This is a genomic window from Chitinophagaceae bacterium (genome assembly GCA_016713085.1).
Lineage (GTDB): Bacteria > Bacteroidota > Bacteroidia > Chitinophagales > Chitinophagaceae > Lacibacter.
Genome location: JADJPV010000001.1, coordinates 1546658 through 1563857 on the forward strand (window position 1 = coordinate 1546658; position 17200 = coordinate 1563857).

Consider the following 17200-nt stretch of genomic DNA (forward strand, 5'->3'; position numbering starts at 1 on the left):
TAAATTTACTCCAAATATGCGTTATACATTTTACTCAAACAATGGCCCCGTATTTTTTCATAGTGTCATTAGTAAAACTACTGTGCATAAAAATGGGCATAACTTCTGTTATGCCCATCGTTAATGTGTTAATCTATGCTGTTAATAGAACTTAATTCTGTTGTCTTTTACTTTCGCTGACTTGCGCAAAGCCTGTACTGATGCTCCACCGGCACTTTGCTTCATATTCTGTTCCATCTGCATACGTCTGAAACTGTAATCCATATCACCAGCCGGTTTCATGCTTACATTTTCTGTGCGGATTACAAATACAGCACTGTTACCAACAATGGGTTCCCCGGCCTTTCCTTTTAGTTCAGGGTTAAATGCTGCACCGCTTAGCTTTGGTTCCATACCAACACCCGGAACAAATGGAGCCACAAATCCAATGCTATCTGCACGAAGTACATTTGTTTTAAAAGATGTTGCAATTGCATTCAAATCCTTATTGCTGCCGATTTTTGAAATAATTTCTTTTGCTTTTTTCTCATTGCGAATAATCCCTTCTACTTCTGCTCTTACTGTTTTAGCACTTGGCACCCCTTCTTCTTTTTCTTCTGCAATCAGCGCAACAATAAATTTATCACCAATGCTTGTTGGTTCAGATACGTTACCCACTTTATTTTCATACACCCACTTGATCAGGCTTCTTGCATTTCCAATTCCCAGGATACTGTACTCGTTCGGTTTGATTTCTGCAATGCGTGGTGATAGTTTTTTCTTAGCTGTTGCTGCTTCAAACTGTTTTGCATTTCTGCTTTCTGCTGCAAATTGTGCAGCAGCGGTGCTTGCAGAATTTGTTGTTTCATCGCTTGGTTCAACTGCCTTTGAGAAATAAGCAATCTTATAAGCCGGTTCAACTTTCTTCTGATCCATTATTTCAATATAATGATACCCAAAGCTTGTCTTCACAACTTTCCGTTCTCCTTTCTTACCATCGAATAAAATAAACTGTCCAAACTCTTTCGCAAAGTTTGGCTCCTGTATTTGATTTGCAGTAAAAGTCATTTCTCCATTATTCTGTCGGCTACCATCAGATTGAGGGTTATATTTCTGAACCATTTCAGCCCAGCTTGCACCACCCAAAACTGCATTCTTAATACTGTCAATTAATTTAGATGCAACACTGTCACTTAAAATTACCTGGCCTGACTGCTGGTCTGTTGTACCAATTAATATGTGACGGCATTTTACAGAATCCGGCAGATCTCTTTTTGCAATCATCTTTGCAAGTGTAAAATTTCCTCCATCGACATATGGTCCAAAAACTCCACCGATTGGCAGGTTGCGGATTGAATCTGCATTAGGAACCTGCATCGCAGATTTTAATACATACCCATCATAAAAAGGAATGCTTGAATTATTGGCAACAGTAAACTGTGCCGCATCTGCTGATTCATAAAAAGCCTGTTTTTGCTTAATCACAGCATCTAATGCAACTGCTGTGTCTGCTGCCGTTGGAGCAGCATCAAATAATACATAAGAAATTACACGGCTTTCTTCCTGTTTGAATTCATTTTTGTGCTTCCGTACGTAGGCATTAATATCATCATCAGTTACTTTAACAGAGCTGTCGCTGATGGTTGAATAAGGAATAGCCACATAACTGATCGAAGCTATGCTGTTCTGATCAGCCACTTCTTTATCGCTCAGCCATTTTGGATAAAATATACTTCCTGCAAGCAGGGCGCTGTACTTTGTACGTAAACCATTGCGGATGATATAATCAATCAGGTTACGTTCAATATATAAACGTTGTGGATCGTTGGCTTTCTTTTTGCGCATTGAGTTAATGTACTGTCTTGCGGCATTGGCATCATAAGCACCCGTTTGTGCATCTTTAAACTGCTGGGCTAAAACCGGCGGAGGGTTATCTCCATATAATGCATTCGTGAGGTCGGCTGAAGTAAAGGTTAATCCTAACTTTTCATATTCATTCGTTAACACAGTCTCTTCCACTTCATTGTTCCAGAGCATTTCAATGATTTGCTGGCGCATTTCATCGTTTATATCCATTCCCTGCTGGCGATAACCATTTTCCATTTCATTAAGCTTGGCATCAAACTCGTTAATCTCAATGCTGTTACCATTAACTACACCAAGTGCGCTGGGCTGAGAACCTCCCACATTGTTTTTTCCTGCAAAGTAATCGGTAAGAATAAATCCTACAAGGCTTAAAGCAATCACAGCAATACTCACAGCTGCATACTTTTCACGGATCTGCTGAATAATCGACATAATAGTATATTGTACGTTATAAAAGTGAGCGGCAAAAATAAGGGGAATTGAAGGTTTGAACAAATTGTGGAAAACTCCTCTAACCAGCACAGGATAAAGGATTTAGGAAAAGAAGAGCCTTAAATTCCAAAAAGAGGAAAAAAGAATACACAATAACGGTGTGAATAAACAGTAAAACCGGTGGATATCCCCCGTTTTATGCAGGATAAATTCGGGGACGCTTGGTTAAGACATAGGTTCCGGACAAGGTGCTTCCAAAAAGGCCTTTATAAACCCCTCTTTATCCTCGCTTCATTCACATAGAAAAATTGATTCTCTGTGCTTTCACTTTTACAGCAGCTTTTTAATCCACCGATGTGAATAAACGGGTAAACACTTTACTCCTGTTATATATGCTGATGTGCATTATTTGGGAATTACTGTGCATAACATCAGCTAACCTTATTAATTATCAGAAAAATGAAAATGAGATATCCACCAATTCACACCTATAGTAATAATAGTTTATTAAATAAATAATAGTCTATTAAGAGTTACTACGGAAAAACAGCTTCAAAAATTTGAAGTAGCTTGCAGCTGAAATTAAAAAGAAAAAAATGAGCACAACCATCATTACCGATACAAAAGCAAGCGTCGAAAAAAATGGTTTTTTAAATATAGAACTTGATCCTGAATTAGATCTGTTTGCAGAAATTGAACGGCTGAAAAAAGAAAAAAATGCAATCATCCTGGCGCACTATTACCAGGAACCGGATATCCAGGATGTGGCAGATTATATCGGCGACAGTTTAGGGCTGGCACAGCAGGCGGAAAAAACAAAAGCCGATATGATTGTTTTTGCAGGGGTTCATTTCATGGCCGAGACAGCAAAAATTTTAAATCCCTCCAAGAAGGTTGTTATCCCTGATTTTAAAGCAGGATGTTCGTTGAGCGACAGTTGCCCTCCGCCATTGTTTGCGCAGTTTAAAGCACAGCATCCTGATCACCTGGTGATTTCTTACATCAACTGCAGCGCAGGAATTAAAGCTTTGAGCGATATCATTTGTACCAGCAGTAATGCACAGCAGATTGTTGAAAGTTTACCTCCAGAGCAGAAAATTATTTTTGCACCGGATAAAAACTTAGGAGCCTACATCAACAAAGTAACAGGAAGAAACATGGTTTTGTGGAATGGTGCCTGTATGGTACATGAAATTTTCAGTGTTGAAAAAATGACCAAACTAAAACTGCGTCATCCGCAGGCGAAAGTAATTGCACATCCTGAATGCGAAGAACCTGTTTTACGCCTGGCAGATTTTATTGGCAGTACAACACAGTTGCTGAAGTTTACAGAGAAGGACAGCAGTGCAGAATATATTGTGGCAACAGAAACAGGGATACTGCACCAGATGATCAAATCAAATCCGCATAAAACATTTATTCCTGCACCACCAAATAACAGCTGTGCATGTAACGACTGTCCGCACATGAAACGTAATACACTGGAAAAAATTTATCTCTGCATGGAATATGAAACACCTGAAATTACAATGGATGAAGAATTGCGTTTGGCTGCAAAAAAGCCGATTGATAAAATGCTGGAGTTAAGCGCATCTTTCGGTTTGTAATAGAGTAAGGAAAGGACATAAAAAAGGGGCCAGATAGAAATCCTGCCCCGTTTTAAAATCCAATATCCTATGAAAAACCGAGAGTAAGATAGAAATGTTTTTTAAAAAGTTGCATGATTTTTTATTTTTTTCTTTGTTAAAAATTACACAAGCCTTATTTCAATAATTTTTTTGCTTTTTCCAGGTCCTGCGGCGTATCAATCGAAACACTCCATGGCTCTGTTACCGACATCCTGATTGAAATCATATTTTCCAGTAAACGGAGCTGCTCCAGCTTCTCTGTTTGTTCAAGAACCGAAGGAGGAAGCGTTGTGAACTTCAGTAATATATCTTTCCGGTAGCCGTAAATGCCAATATGTTTAAAATAGTTAACATGAGTCTTTTCATCTCTTTGATACGGAACGGCGCTTCTGCTGAAGTAAAGAGCGTCCATATTACGGTTAACAACCACTTTTACACAGTTAGGATCACGAATCATTTCTTTATCAGTAATAACATGCATCAGTGAAGCAACCTCAACCAATGGATCTTTAAACCGATTGCATAAAATTTCTAACGGTTCTTTTTTTACAAATGGTTCGTCGCCCTGTACATTAATAATCACATCCACATTCATATCTTCCACTGCTTCTGCAATACGATCAGTCCCGCTTTCGTGTTCCTGTTTACTCATAATAGCCTTTCCACCTGCAGCAGTAATTGTATTGAAAATAATTTCGCTGTCGGTTACTACAAAAACATCCGCAAACAAACCGGTAGCAACCGTATTACGATAGGTATGAAGAATAACCGGCTGATCACCGAGCAACTGCATCAGCTTGGCAGGAAAACGGGTAGCAGCATACCGGGCGGGAATAACAGCAATAATCCGCATGTAAAAAGTTTTAGTGAAGATAATGAGAAGCCAGAATAAGAGGGGTAGTGCAATTATACATCCACTTCATTAAACGAGAGTACTATATTTTCAACGTTAACCTTCACCTGCCTGAAAGAAATACCCGCTTTATTCAGCATATTTTTTGAAGCAATGGAGGTATCTGTTGTTGCATATTTATCCGACAGGTAAATAACTTCTGTTATGCCAGATTGAATAATTGCTTTAGAACACTCGTTACAGGGGAACAGGGCAGTATAAATTCTACAGCCATGTAAATCCATCCCAATATTATTTAAGATGGCGTTGAGCTCTGCATGACATACATACGGATATTTCGTCTGCAGAAAATCGCCCTGCTTTTCCCAGGGAAACTCATTATCATCACAACCAATAGGCAAACCATTGTAACCCGCACCAACAATCTTGTTTTTTGTATTTACAATACAGGCGCCAACCTGTGTTGCCGGGTCTTTACTTCTTTTGGCTGATAATAAGGCAACACCCATAAAATACTCATCCCAGGAAATATAATCTGTGCGCTTACTCATTTCTTTCTGTTTACCGTTGTTTCAAAGATATTTAAAAACTGTAACCGGCAGCAACAGTAATACCGGGAAGCAGTTTGGCGTCCATCTTCCAGAAATTATCCGAACGGGGATCAAGAAAAACAACAGGAGCAACAATCGTTCTGAAGAAAAAACCTCCATCCGGTTTCTGAAAGCGGTAACCGGCCCCGGGAATGATATATAATTTTTTGTCTGATTGGTTGCCTGCTGAAAACAGATACTTATAATCTTCAGCAAAAGGAACAACCACTAAACTGAATTCTGCATGTGAATTTCCCTGCCCGTTAAAAAAACTGATACCAATAGGAAGACCGATAGTGTTTTTTGCTGCAGAGAAACCAACTCTGTATGCTGCAGAAAAAGAAGCCCCTTTCCTGAACACACGTTCATAATTAACCGAGAAAAAATTTCCTGGTGAAAGATATTCTGCAAAAAAAGTGTTGCGGGCACCCCCGCCAGCAGAAGGTGATTGAGCAGACAATGTAACAGCCGTAAAACAAACAGAAACGGGAATGCAGATTTTGTAAAAGAGAAAAGCAGTTATTTTTTTCATGAAAGCAGAAGCATTATGAAACAAAGTTAACCGAAGCGGCACAGCAGAAAATGTTTTCTCAAAAGCTTCAAAAGTTTAAAAAAATCAACCCTCACATTCATTTCACTCTTTGTCATAGTTGTTCGTTTGTTATACTCTCAGCAAACCACGGAAACCCCTCGCAGCATAATAAGAATCTGCTCCATTGTGATAAAGAAAGATTGTATCATAGCGCCGGTCGCAAAAAAGAGCACCACCCAGTTTTCTGATGGCAGCAGGAGTTTTTACCCAGCTCGATGTTTTTAAATCGAATTTCCCAAGCTTCTGCAGCTCTTTGTATTGTTCTTCCGTTAAAAGCTCAATGCCCATGTCGGCTGCCATATTCATGGCACTGTCCTGCGGTTTATGTTCTTTTCTTTTTTCCAGTGCTTCATGATCGTAACAAATACTTCTCCGTTCTTTCGGACTTTCAGCAGAACAATCCATGAAAATATATTCACCCGATTTTTTATCAAGCCCAACAACATCCGGTTCGCCACCGGTGCTTTCCATTGCATTGAGCGACCACAGTTTTTCATCCATCCCGCTTAAGCGGGACTGTACCTTAGCCCACTCAATTCCCTTATGGAGGCTCATGTTTTTTTCAAAACGGGCTTTCAGCGTTTTGAGTAACTCTTTTTTTTGGAGTTTTTATCAAACGAATTTGTCAGCAAATTAGTTAAACACTAAACATGCTGATCAAAAAGAAGCTGATTACCATCGGGGTCAGCAATCATAAAGCTGGCCGGCCCTTTCGTTTTTTCATCAGCTTCAAGTGAAAATTGAATTCCTTTGCTTTTCAGCTTTCGCTGAATTTCCCGCACATCTTCAAAACTTTCTAATTTAACGGCATTTTCATCCCAGCCGGGATTAAACGTTAAGATCGTTTTTTCAAACATTCCGTAAAACAATCCGATCAGCGAATTACCGTTTTTCATGATCAGGTAATTCTGTTTCAGATCGCCTGCAAAAACAATAAACCCCAGGGCTTCATAAAATTGTTTTGATGCAGCAAGATCTTTTACATTCAAACTCACTGAAAAGGCACCGAGCTTCATATTGTCTGCTGTATTCAAAAAGCTCCCGCCCGGCAATGCAAATGAGTTAACTTTTGCAAAACCCATACCGGCAATAGCGAATCCAATTTTCATCAGCCAGTTTCTTCTGTTCTGTTGCATAGCATTTTGGTTTAAGGTGATTGTTTAAATAAAATGGAGGGGTATCAGAGAAAGGGCAGGACTCTTATTGAATGTACAAAAGTTTACGCTTTTTTGTAAACCGGTTTCAGGCAAGACACATACTTTATGATTTTGGTTGGCGGGACACCAACCGATAAATAAAAGGCAGTTGTTCTATTCCTGAATTCGATTTTTCAAATCCATTCTGCCATGCAGTATTCTTGCAACTTCAATTCCTGTTCCTTTGGCTTTTCTGTAAAATATGATGTGTCGTCCTGCTTTAAATCCTGGAATTTCTGCATTGATTTCCGGATAAGATTTTCCTGAAATATTTCCGTCTGCTAAATCCTGGCAACTGTCCAAAAGCATGTAGTAGTATTTTTCTGCCTGGAGTTCTGACCAGGCTTCATAGGTTTAGTTCCATATTTTAGAAAGGTCTTCTACTGCTTTATTAGAAAGGGAGTGCTTAGCCATTTTTTTTCTTTGCGGATTTTAATTTTGCGAGATGTTTCTCAGGATTAAAATTTTTAACAAATCCGCTTTCAAAGCCATCCTCAATAGCTTTTCGAAGAGCAATTATTTTAGTTTCTTCCTCTTCCAGTAAACGAAGCCCGGCCCGTATAACTTCACTGGCATTTTTAAATCTGCCGGTAGATACTTTGTTATCCACAAAAGTTTCAAAATGATCGCCCAATGAAATTGAAGTATTTCGCCCCATAGATTTTTATAAAGGTACCAAAATTTGGTAATTTAAATTCCTTTTTGGAGAGGTAAAACACAACGGACACGGCTTGGCGATGTGGCGGTATTTGAAAATCGTCAGCCCGTAACCGCTGCTAAATTAATAAATAAAAGTTCATTGTTTATTCTATTGCTCGGCTTTATTCGTCGGCTGGAACTGAAGCCGAATAGCGAACAAAAAGTTGAGAATATATTTGTCGCCCAGCCATATTACCAAACCGAGTGTTGCCTGCAGTTTTATTTGAAGATTCGTTTGTCAAATGGGAATTTGTCAGTTTCTATAATTTTTATTCGTTTGAAATCTGAGTGATTAGGATTAATAAGCAGATTGTAATCTCCTTGGGTCACTGCTGATGGGATTTGAAGAACACAAAATTTATTGTCAGCAATAAACTGGTCACCTATTGCTTGTGTTGTTGAAGGATGAGGGAATGTATTCCAATCAGTCGGTAAATCGGAGATATTTAGTTTTACAAGTGATATGTCGTCAGGAATGAAAATGCTTATCATCATATAGTCGCTTGGGAGTGTTGCTAAAGTAAAATGAACGGCTACTTCAGCCATTGCCAATGACCTGTTGCTTGCAGTATAAATAAGCTCTACTCCAATTGAATTCCATCTTGCTCCTTTAAGTGCTGCACCTTTACCGGACAACGTTGCTGCAAACTTTTCTCTTGATAACCTGTATGCTTCCATTTAGGATAGTATTCCGTAATTAATTCTTGTTAACTCACTTATTACTAATTCCTTTCCATATGAATCTTTTAAAAGTTCTAATGGCTTCAAATTGCCTAACGAAAAATTAGGTGTTTCTAACCATAGTTTAAACTTTTCCATATCGCCAAATACATCAAGCCCAACATTAGTAACTTCTGCCATTTCAATAATCTTCTCTGACTGAATGGATTTAAAACTCTTTGAAGTTTGCTTATACCTTTGAAGTGATTTTGTAGAAATATCTAAAAAGTCTGCCCAATTATCATCCGTAAATGGCGTAAAGTGTTGAATTAAGTTAAACAAAGAATAAGGTACACCCTCTCTGATTATGAAAATCATAAGCATTTTATTGGAGAGAAAGTCTGAATAGGTAATCTCTTTTGTATTAGATATAAACTTTTTGTCAAATCTTGAACGCTTGACTATATTTGAAATTTCTTTGTCAAGCCTTGTTGTAATATTTGTTGGTGCGGTTGCCATAATATTTAATTTAGACATTTGTCCCCAAATTTAAGACAAATTTCCAGCCAAAACAAATTTTCTTTTGTTAATTCTTCGGGCATGAAGGGGTATCGCAACAAAATAGCAGACAGCGTTAGGTATTTGTTGAATTGACTGCAATAATACTTAGTTAATGAGCCTTAGTTTATACACAAGTCTTTCACCGTTTTTTTCTGTTTCTTTTATTTCAAATTCAAAGGAGTCTAATATTTTTATTGATGAAATATTGTCTTTGTCAACCAGGGCATAGACTTCTTCAACGTCCATGAGTTGTAAGTATTGTAACAAGTTAGAGATTGCAGATGTCATAAGTCCCTTTCCTCGATGTTGTTTATTTAACCAAAAGTCAATACTCCATTCGTTAAGTCCTGATGAAGAAATAGGTGAGTTTAGCATGATATATCCTAAAGGAAATTTGTCACGGATAGACCTGATTGAATAAAGAATACCATTATGCAATATCATTCTTTGGATATATTCATTCAGTTTAGTTTTCGCTTCTTCTTCTGTCGCAACATAAGCCCCTGGTAAATATTTTTTGACACCGTCGTCTTGACTGTTAAACCAATAAAGCATTGCTTCACTGTCTAAAGCTTCGGTAAAAATGGGTGTCATTACATAATTGTGCGGAATGTCAATATTCCGTATTTGCTCAAAAATGTCAGAGTTTGCTTTTAGATGTTCAATAAATGGCATAGGCGGTTGTTAAATAATTGCAGGCAACGGGCAGGGCTTAGCGAAGGCGGGGCATTGTTGTTGAATGTCCATAAGTTTACTTTTTTGTGTAAACCTATTTCAGGACGAGACAATATGAAGATGAAAATATATTTTGCTGCACATCTGTGTTCGGTCAGCCCGATATGCCGCTGATAGTAGCACTAAGATGAGGATTTATTCGTCAGCCAGCATAGCAGCAAACCCCATCCTATGTTTACAATTGAATAAATTTATAGAGCGAGGAAACAATCAATTTCGAAAGAACAAAGGGCGGAGTAAGACCGTAAAACCCAATAGGCCATCAGCCTTTCTAACATGAAAGTCACCGCCCCTTTTCTTACCCGATGCTGAACAGTTCAACAAGCTTACAGTAAAAGCCTGCATTAGGATAGATAGCACAGAGTAAGGTTGTTCTTCCGTTTGTTTTTTCCCTGTTTAAAATTACAATCATCACATCAAAAAAAAAACGGTTATGGAAACAAAAAAATTATGCTGCGGCATTGATGTTTCACACAGCACGCTGGATGTTTGTTACCAAAACAATTTAGGCGAACTCTTTCACCTGCAGGTGGGCAACAACAACCAGGGCTTTGCAAAAATTCTGGAACATACAGGAGTTGGTTATCATTTTGTAATGGAAGCAACGGGAGTGTATTACATCCGGCTGGCTTTTTATTTACATCACCGTGGTTGTGAACTAAGTGTTGTAAATGCGATTGCCATTAAGCGTTACATACAAATGCACCTGGAGCGAAACAAGACCGATAAGAAAGATGCTGCGTGGATCTGCCGCTATGCCATAGAGCAGCAGCCAGCCTACTGGCAAATGCCCGACAGTGCTTACTTTGAGAGTAAGCAGCTGTACAATACAATAAGAGAATATACCGAACAGATTAAGCGTTTTCATAACCAGTTACACAGTTTGGGTTTACTTCCTGTACCGAGCAGAGACACGATTAAATCGATTGAAAAAGTAATTGAGAGTATGAAAAAGGAAATCAAACAGCTGGAACAAAAACTGCAGGTGTTGCTTGAGCAATGGCAACCCGATCAGTTGAAAAACGTAAGCAGCATCAAAGGAATCGGTAAACGGGCAGCAGCGATGCTGATCGTGTTTACACAAGGATTTAAACACACAGAGAACCACCGTCAACTGATCAGCTTTGCGGGCCTTGCGCCCACACAATACAGCAGCGGCAGCAGTATACAGGGCAAGCCGAGAATATACAAACGGGGAGGGAAAAACTTACGGGATGTGCTTTATATGTGCAGTATGAATGCAATGAAAACCAATGCAGCCTGCAAAGCACTTTATGAACGATTAAGAGCCAATGGTAAAACCGGAAAACAAGCCTTGATAGCAGTGTGTAATAAACTGTTGAAACAGGTATTTGCAGTAGTGAAAAATAATACGATGTATCAACCAAACTATTGTTCAGCAAAACCGTAAAAAAGATCAAAATTTATTTGGTTTTTTACACAGTTCATGTTGGTAGCAGTTATTCGTCCACCACTTTTGAAGTTGCTCTTTTTTGGGAGCCCAATCTATTATCTCTTGCTTCATTGAACTTAAATATTTCGGTTTTATTCTACTAATGTCTTCGTCTGTAAGTTGTTTAATTTTGTCGCTCTTATGAATTATGAAAGAGTTTATAATTTCAAAATATTTTTTCAATTGCTCTTCAATTTGAGCTTTACAATGGATTGAAAGATTTTGCTGAATCGAGTCTGTCCATTCATCAGGTATTTTAAAAGTATCAACAAATTGTTTGTCGAAATAAAAAAGCTGTGTCTCCTTATAATATTTCGGTGTGCTGCTAAAACCTTTTGGTGTCTTTTTTAATAAGCCTTTTTTTATTTGTGAATATTGAGAACTGTCTATAGGAAAAAACCAAAAAAGAAAATTTGGATTTGGGTTGTTGTGTCCTGAAGAAAAATATATTTGTTGAGGTGTGACTGTCAAATAATATTCCCCATCATTGCAAATTGAGTTCCATTGAAAGCAAATTGGTCTATTGTTTGGGGCAACATATTTTAAGCGACTGTCTTTGCTTAAAATTCCTAAAACAGAATCATTTAAAGCGTCTTTCGGAAAATAGTAGTAGCCTTTTTTTTCAATACTATTTATAATTACTTGCCCTCCCTTTGTCTGCCCAAAAGCTGTAACTGTGAAAGTTAGAAAGGTCAATATTGTTATTAGTAAACGGAATGTCATTTTATAATTGCTACCAACGAGCAGGGCTCCAAACCCAATGTTACCTGCATAGCCTTCGTCGCCTTGAATAGAAAATATGTGAAGTTGAAAAGTATTTTCTGTCTGCAAAATGTGTCCTCCGAAAAGTTTTTATATGAGCGGAAAACTTTTTTTATACTTAAAAAAAACGAAGTGATTAAGCATTTAATTGCCATACTTTTTGATTGTCGGTTATCAAATTCGTTATACTTTTTTTTAACGCTGTATTTTCCTGAATTTCCCGTAAAGTCTCGCCATGGCTTTCCATTAACTCTAACTCAAGCTTTACAATTTTTTTACTAAGGGTTTCAACTTTTATTTTCCTTAGAAAAAATGCAAACAGAAACGAAAGAATATTTGACACAAGAAATAAAAGTATTACTTCAATAAATGAAAGGTTTTCCATATAAATATTACAATTTAGATATTAAAAGGTGAAAGGACGGAGTAATCCATCCTTTCAGTGTATGTGTATAACGCTTGAACCAAAACTATGCCTGTTACTTAAATATCACCTTGCTCAACGTGGTTTCATTATAATGTCTGCTTACAATTTTTAAAATATACACACCACTTGCAAGCCCTCCACTCTTATGGTTATCAACTGGTTGCTTTGAGCATTGGTTACAATTTTTGTATTTACTGTTCTGCCAGGCATCAATTAATTGTAGGCGCTAATCACCTTTGCATTGCTTCCTAATTCTGCATTTACAAAATCACTTGCAGGGTTAGGGTAAATGTTAAATTTTTTTTCCTTACATTCTTTCCACCACTATATTGCTGTATTTAAAATTGCCATCAATATCAATCATTTTAAGACGGTAATAATAGATTGAACCGGAAGTTAGATTTATATCTGCAAAATTGTAGAGGTCATTACCTGATAAGGCAACATTTCCAATTGTACTAAAATTTCTGCCGTCTGTGCTTCTCTCAATTTCAAAATGTGAAAAACCAGATTGCGTTTCTATTTTCCAATATAATTTTACAGCATTGTTATTGTATTCGCCTTTAAAGTAACTTAAAATAACAGGTAATGTACAAGTTATAGTCATATTCATCTGAATAGTGTCATTACACCCCGGATATAATTGCTTAATTGCATAGTAAGTTCCAGTAGATGTCGCATCGGTAACAGTCGCCCAACTGCTGTTGTAATATTGATTGTATCCCGGCCTGAATGGCAAAATGTTTGAAAGCGGATAAGGTGAACATCCGGTAATTGAAGTATCTGCAGGTGGTGTACATGGGGGAACATTTACTACAAGTGTTGTTGGGCCTATTGCCGGGCATCCATACTCGTCTAAACCAGTTGGGCTGCTGTAAGTGCTACGGCTGGCACCAGATATGTTTCCAACAAATGTTACGAAAGCTTTATTTACAATATTGGAATTACAATGAAAAATCTGGCAGTCGGTTGTTACTGTAACTTTAAATTCCATAGTGGTAAGACTGTCTGTTGCTGCCGTAATGCCCATAGCGCCACCGGTAGTAGCATTAGCGCCGGCGCCTAATCTGAATTTTACAAAATTAACACCACCGGATAAAGCAAATTCAGCCTGGTCGTCACCAGCCCCGTCAGTTTTAATACCTGCATTTGCGCCGGTATTTATTTTTAAAGAACCGGGTACATAATCCATTGCTCCATATAAGCTATCATGTAAAATTACATTGGTAGCAGGGTCATTCCCTTTGTTAACCACCTTTAAGTCAAATTTCAAGGTATCTCCCAGTTCAACTAATCCGCCATTTATATCCAAAACTTCTTTAGTTATTTCTATATTAGGCTCAAAAACATCTATGGCTGTTGAAATCATAAATGGGGCATATACATCGCCGGAGGATGTCATTCTTATTGTTGCTGACGTTGCACTGTTGAGTAAATAATTATATGTTGTATTATCAGGAACAAAAATATCTGCATCAATGCCTAAAGTATTTGGATAAGTTGGGTTACGGGTAATTTCTGCTGTATTGTTATTAATCGTGCTGTTAAATGCATTGTTATTGGGGTTCTTTGTGTCAAATACAGAAAGAAAACCAAAACCCGGGTTACCGTTAAATTTCAAACTATCTCCCAATGTACCTCTGTCCCCTTCCAAAGAAAACACCCCCAATTTTAAATTAACAGAAGCCGGAGATGGCGGAGTAAAGAAACCAGAAATTGGAATGTTTTGTGGATTTGCAGCATTAATTGCTGAAATACCTCTGAATATGGTTAGGTTACGTAATGGTAATGTTGGGTCATTATAAATTACAACCAATGCCCAACCGCCACAACGGCCAGTTGCCCCTGTTTGTGTTACTTGGTTTGCTAACCAATATGTACCTGTTCCCCCTTGTCTTACTAAATTGGTTACATCTTTATAACAATAATAACCATTAAAAGGAATTGCCGCATCAGTAAGTATATCAGCTTTTAATCCGGTGTAACCACCAATGGGAGTTTTAAAATAAACAGAATCTCTTTTAGCATAGTTTGTTGTTCCGGTTGTAATAGTTCCACCCCAAAATAGTACAGCGTAAATTACTCCGCAACCACCAGTTGTGCCCAAAGTTAAATCAGCATTGGTGCGGCTGAAACGGGGAACCGGGTCGGTGGCATCAGCAATATTATTGTAAATCATGGTAAAACCATTGTTATTGAAATTATTGCCACCGCCATTACCGGTTGGTGATACCGCTGTCCGGCCAGTATTGCAAAGTGCCCCACCATTACAGGTTAATGTGGTATTACCCGTAAAAGTAATATCGCCTCTCTGTGTAACCTGTTTCCAAATTGTAAAAGGTGTTATAGATTGGGCATGTAGAAAGTTACTGCCAAAAACTAAGGCAATAATAAAAAGTAACTGTTTTATAAAATTATTCATGGTATTGGTTTTGTTAAGAAAACAACTGGGGTAAAGCTACTACCCATAATTATTATATTTTAGATTTTAGCCGAAACGGGAATTTTGCAAGTTGAAAGCCGTTAACTCTGTCTTCAAAGTGAATTACCATAACAGGGAAATGCAGATGGGCTGAAATTCTCGAAAACGAACTTTCTTGATTTTCAACAAATTGAAATGGGGGGGGGGGGTAAAAAATTTTTCATTTTAAAATTTTGGTTTTGTAAACTGTCTACTAAGGCTTTAGTCGCACATAAAGACAATTTAGTTGCAAAGAAACGATTTTTTTTGAGTTTTAGTTTGTCCGATTGATATATTTTCTGCAATAATTTTTGCTGTTTCTTGTCAGGTCGCTATTGCAAACGTTTGCTGTATTTTGTCTGCCCATTATTAGTACTGTCGCTGAATAGGCTTGCAGGTAACAAAATTATGCGTATTGAACAGGCTTGGAAAAAAATACCCGCCTTTGAAAATCAAAATTTTGTTTTTGTATTTAATTTTATTTGTGGTAAAATCTAAATCAACATTCACCCAGTTTCCTTCGCGACCTGGTCATCGCGGGGGCTGTAATATTTAGCTGCTGTTTTTGTTACATGCATATATTCTTTCGTTGGTTTTAATTTCAAAATGCCCGAGCAGATCTTTAATAGGGTGAATCTGTTCCTTTTTCCAGTAAATGTGTTGCAAAACTGTGTCTTAATGAATGTACTCCAACGTCTTTCTTTATTCCGGCCTTTATTTTTAGCCGATTCGAAATATTTTTTGAATAGTTCGTACAGGGTAAGCAGCACCTGATTGCTCTGATTCAAAAAGAAAAATTCCTGGCTTTGGCTTATAGGTTTTAATATATGCCCGTAAAATATCAAGAAGAACAGGACTCAGATTTACATAACGGTCTTTCTTGCCTTTTGCGTTTTCAATAAAAATCTGCATCCTCCCGCTGTCTATATTCTTTATTTTAAGTGCTGCAATTTCACTCACCCGCAAACCGGCACTGTAAGCAGTAAAAAGCATTGCCTTGTGTTTAAGATTATCAAGTCCGTTAAATAATCTTGCTAACTCATCTTCACCCAAAACCTTAGGTAAAATCAATTGTTTCTTTGGTCTTGGTATTTCCCAAAAAACTTTTCTCTTTGTAATACCTGTTCATAATAAAACTTCATGGCATTAATGCGGCTGTGAAGTGTATTCTCTTTCAAACCCAGTTGTTCATAACAATAAACAAGATACCGTTTCAGGTGGTCTGCTTTCAGTTCATCGGCAGGTACATCTTTTAAGGTAAGCAGCAGCTGCGTCATTTCGTTCAGATAAGTGCGGATGGTTGAAGAACTGAAAGCTTTCAGTTTCAACCGCTGTTCCATTAATAGTAATACATGTTTATTTACAGGTGAAACAGATACTTTCTGTTTTGGAACTGCAGCTCCGGGATTTTTTACTTCTGTTTGTTGATGAGATTTCTGAAGAATTGAAGTTGCCGTTTTTTAGCTGTCTTAACCTTTTTTCTGCTCAAGATAGTTCTTCAACTCTGCCGTTTCAAGAGTGGCCGGTTTTTGTAAGGCATCTTTTAATTGCTGAAATGATTCTTTGCTTAACGGAATATACCAGCAGCCATGAGTTTGGCTCCACCTCGCCTTCAATTGATTGCGGAGCACTTTGTTAACATCAGCATGATGCAGAAAGTAAATACCAATCCATTCTTTGGCCTGGTGCTGTAAAGGCTTCAGCTGTACTTGAATCATAAAGAAATGTACAAAAACAAGTTCTTATTTTTTATACCAAAGGTTTTATGCTGCACGGCAACTCTTATAACCACCATTGCCTCACTTCTTCTCCAGCTCATTAATAAACTGCTGCAGTAGTTCCAGCTGTTCAGCCGATAAATTTTTCATCCGTTCAGCAGCACTCAGCGGCTTGGGTTTTGGTTTCAGCTTTTCCAGCGCAACAGGTTCCGTTAACTGCAAATCAGCATCAGCCACCCACACAAACAAATCATCAGGCGTACACTTACAGATCAGGCAAAGCTTTTCCAGAGTAGCGTAAGTAATGTTTTTTGTTTTGTTGGTAACAAGGCGGCTCACCGTATAATAAGGGATGCCATTTTTTACTAAGTAAGTTTGAGGATTGACAATACCCCTGTCTTCCAAGAGCTTTAATACATTTAAAGCGAGCATAAAAAGGTGTTTTAGAGCAAAAAGATACAAAAACAGGTCAAAAAAGCCAATAAACCGACATTTACATTGCAGCGATTGCAAAGCGCATTCAAATAACTGCAAAGCGAGGTTAAATAACTGCAAGAGCATTTGAAATATCTGCAATGAACATTGCAC

At 37.8% G+C, this 17200-nt stretch carries 19 protein-coding genes and 1 pseudogene; 2 read left to right on the plus strand and 18 right to left on the minus strand.

What is annotated here, in order from left to right; all coding sequences use genetic code 11:
• Positions 1 to 141 precede the first annotated feature (141 nt).
• The gene (locus IPK31_07535) at positions 142 to 2277 is read right to left on the minus strand and encodes a SurA N-terminal domain-containing protein (GenBank protein ID MBK8087796.1); all 2136 of its coding nucleotides are present in this window, start codon (positions 2275 to 2277) and stop codon (positions 142 to 144) included.
• A 596-nt stretch (positions 2278 to 2873) separates the two neighbouring features.
• Here IPK31_07535 and nadA point away from each other — a divergent pair.
• The gene (gene nadA, locus IPK31_07540) at positions 2874 to 3884 is read left to right on the plus strand and encodes a quinolinate synthase NadA (GenBank protein MBK8087797.1); all 1011 of its coding nucleotides are present in this window, start codon (positions 2874 to 2876) and stop codon (positions 3882 to 3884) included.
• Positions 3885 to 4038: 154 nt separating this feature from the next.
• Here nadA and kdsB read toward each other — a convergent pair whose 3' ends face one another.
• The 10 genes and pseudogenes from kdsB to IPK31_07590 form a co-directional block, all read right to left on the minus strand.
• Complete coding sequence (kdsB, locus tag IPK31_07545) at positions 4039 to 4758, minus strand: 3-deoxy-manno-octulosonate cytidylyltransferase (GenBank protein ID MBK8087798.1); 720 nt, start codon at positions 4756 to 4758, stop codon at positions 4039 to 4041.
• A gap of 53 nt (positions 4759 to 4811) precedes the next feature.
• Entirely contained in the window at positions 4812 to 5309 is a 498-nt protein-coding gene (locus tag IPK31_07550) for a dCMP deaminase family protein (GenBank protein ID MBK8087799.1), read from the minus strand.
• A gap of 31 nt (positions 5310 to 5340) precedes the next feature.
• Positions 5341 to 5880: a hypothetical protein gene (locus tag IPK31_07555; GenBank protein MBK8087800.1), complete on the minus strand. Its 540-nt coding sequence runs from the start codon at positions 5878 to 5880 to the stop codon at positions 5341 to 5343.
• A gap of 129 nt (positions 5881 to 6009) precedes the next feature.
• On the minus strand, positions 6010 to 6495 hold the full coding sequence (locus IPK31_07560; protein MBK8087801.1) for a DUF4256 domain-containing protein: 486 nt from the start codon (positions 6493 to 6495) through the stop codon (positions 6010 to 6012).
• An 89-nt stretch (positions 6496 to 6584) separates the two neighbouring features.
• Positions 6585 to 6956 carry a VOC family protein gene (locus IPK31_07565; protein MBK8087802.1) on the minus strand — a complete coding sequence of 124 codons (372 nt, stop codon included), beginning with the start codon at positions 6954 to 6956 and terminating at the stop codon, positions 6585 to 6587.
• Between the two features lie 294 nt (positions 6957 to 7250).
• Positions 7251 to 7550, minus strand: a pseudogene (locus IPK31_07570) (type II toxin-antitoxin system RelE/ParE family toxin).
• Entirely contained in the window at positions 7543 to 7794 is a 252-nt protein-coding gene (locus IPK31_07575; GenBank protein MBK8087803.1) for a type II toxin-antitoxin system ParD family antitoxin, read from the minus strand. Before IPK31_07575 ends, IPK31_07570 begins: the two are co-directional and overlap by 8 nt.
• 260 nt (positions 7795 to 8054) lie before the next feature.
• Complete coding sequence (locus IPK31_07580) at positions 8055 to 8513, minus strand: RES family NAD+ phosphorylase (protein MBK8087804.1); 459 nt, start codon at positions 8511 to 8513, stop codon at positions 8055 to 8057.
• Positions 8514 to 9014 carry a DUF2384 domain-containing protein gene (locus IPK31_07585; protein MBK8087805.1) on the minus strand — a complete coding sequence of 167 codons (501 nt, stop codon included), beginning with the start codon at positions 9012 to 9014 and terminating at the stop codon, positions 8514 to 8516.
• Positions 9015 to 9161: 147 nt separating this feature from the next.
• Positions 9162 to 9731 carry a GNAT family N-acetyltransferase gene (locus IPK31_07590; protein ID MBK8087806.1) on the minus strand — a complete coding sequence of 190 codons (570 nt, stop codon included), beginning with the start codon at positions 9729 to 9731 and terminating at the stop codon, positions 9162 to 9164.
• 493 nt (positions 9732 to 10224) lie between these two features.
• On the opposite strand from IPK31_07590, the gene IPK31_07595 reads away from it, so the two are divergent.
• Positions 10225 to 11202 (plus strand): IS110 family transposase, encoded by a 978-nt coding sequence (locus IPK31_07595; protein ID MBK8087807.1) that lies wholly within the window; start codon positions 10225 to 10227, stop codon positions 11200 to 11202.
• Positions 11203 to 11208: 6 nt separating this feature from the next.
• Here the strand turns inward: IPK31_07595 and IPK31_07600 are convergent, their stop codons facing one another.
• From IPK31_07600 to IPK31_07630, 7 genes are all read right to left on the minus strand, one after another.
• Positions 11209 to 12075: a hypothetical protein gene (locus IPK31_07600; GenBank protein MBK8087808.1), complete on the minus strand. Its 867-nt coding sequence runs from the start codon at positions 12073 to 12075 to the stop codon at positions 11209 to 11211.
• 665 nt (positions 12076 to 12740) lie between these two features.
• Positions 12741 to 14855 (minus strand): DUF11 domain-containing protein, encoded by a 2115-nt coding sequence (locus tag IPK31_07605; protein ID MBK8087809.1) that lies wholly within the window; start codon positions 14853 to 14855, stop codon positions 12741 to 12743.
• 661 nt (positions 14856 to 15516) lie between these two features.
• Positions 15517 to 15678, minus strand: coding sequence for a tyrosine-type recombinase/integrase (locus IPK31_07610; protein ID MBK8087810.1), 162 nt, complete (start codon positions 15676 to 15678; stop codon positions 15517 to 15519).
• Positions 15615 to 15965, minus strand: a complete 351-nt coding sequence (locus tag IPK31_07615; GenBank protein ID MBK8087811.1) for a tyrosine-type recombinase/integrase — start codon at positions 15963 to 15965, stop codon at positions 15615 to 15617. Before IPK31_07615 ends, IPK31_07610 begins: the two co-directional genes overlap by 64 nt.
• Positions 15962 to 16234 carry a phage integrase N-terminal SAM-like domain-containing protein gene (locus tag IPK31_07620; GenBank protein MBK8087812.1) on the minus strand — a complete coding sequence of 91 codons (273 nt, stop codon included), beginning with the start codon at positions 16232 to 16234 and terminating at the stop codon, positions 15962 to 15964. The genes IPK31_07615 and IPK31_07620 overlap by 4 nt, the downstream gene beginning before the upstream one ends.
• Positions 16235 to 16363: 129 nt before the next feature.
• Positions 16364 to 16612, minus strand: coding sequence for a hypothetical protein (locus IPK31_07625; GenBank protein MBK8087813.1), 249 nt, complete (start codon positions 16610 to 16612; stop codon positions 16364 to 16366).
• Between the two features lie 81 nt (positions 16613 to 16693).
• Positions 16694 to 17044, minus strand: coding sequence for a helix-turn-helix transcriptional regulator (locus IPK31_07630; GenBank protein MBK8087814.1), 351 nt, complete (start codon positions 17042 to 17044; stop codon positions 16694 to 16696).
• Between the last annotated feature and the right edge of the window lie 156 nt (positions 17045 to 17200).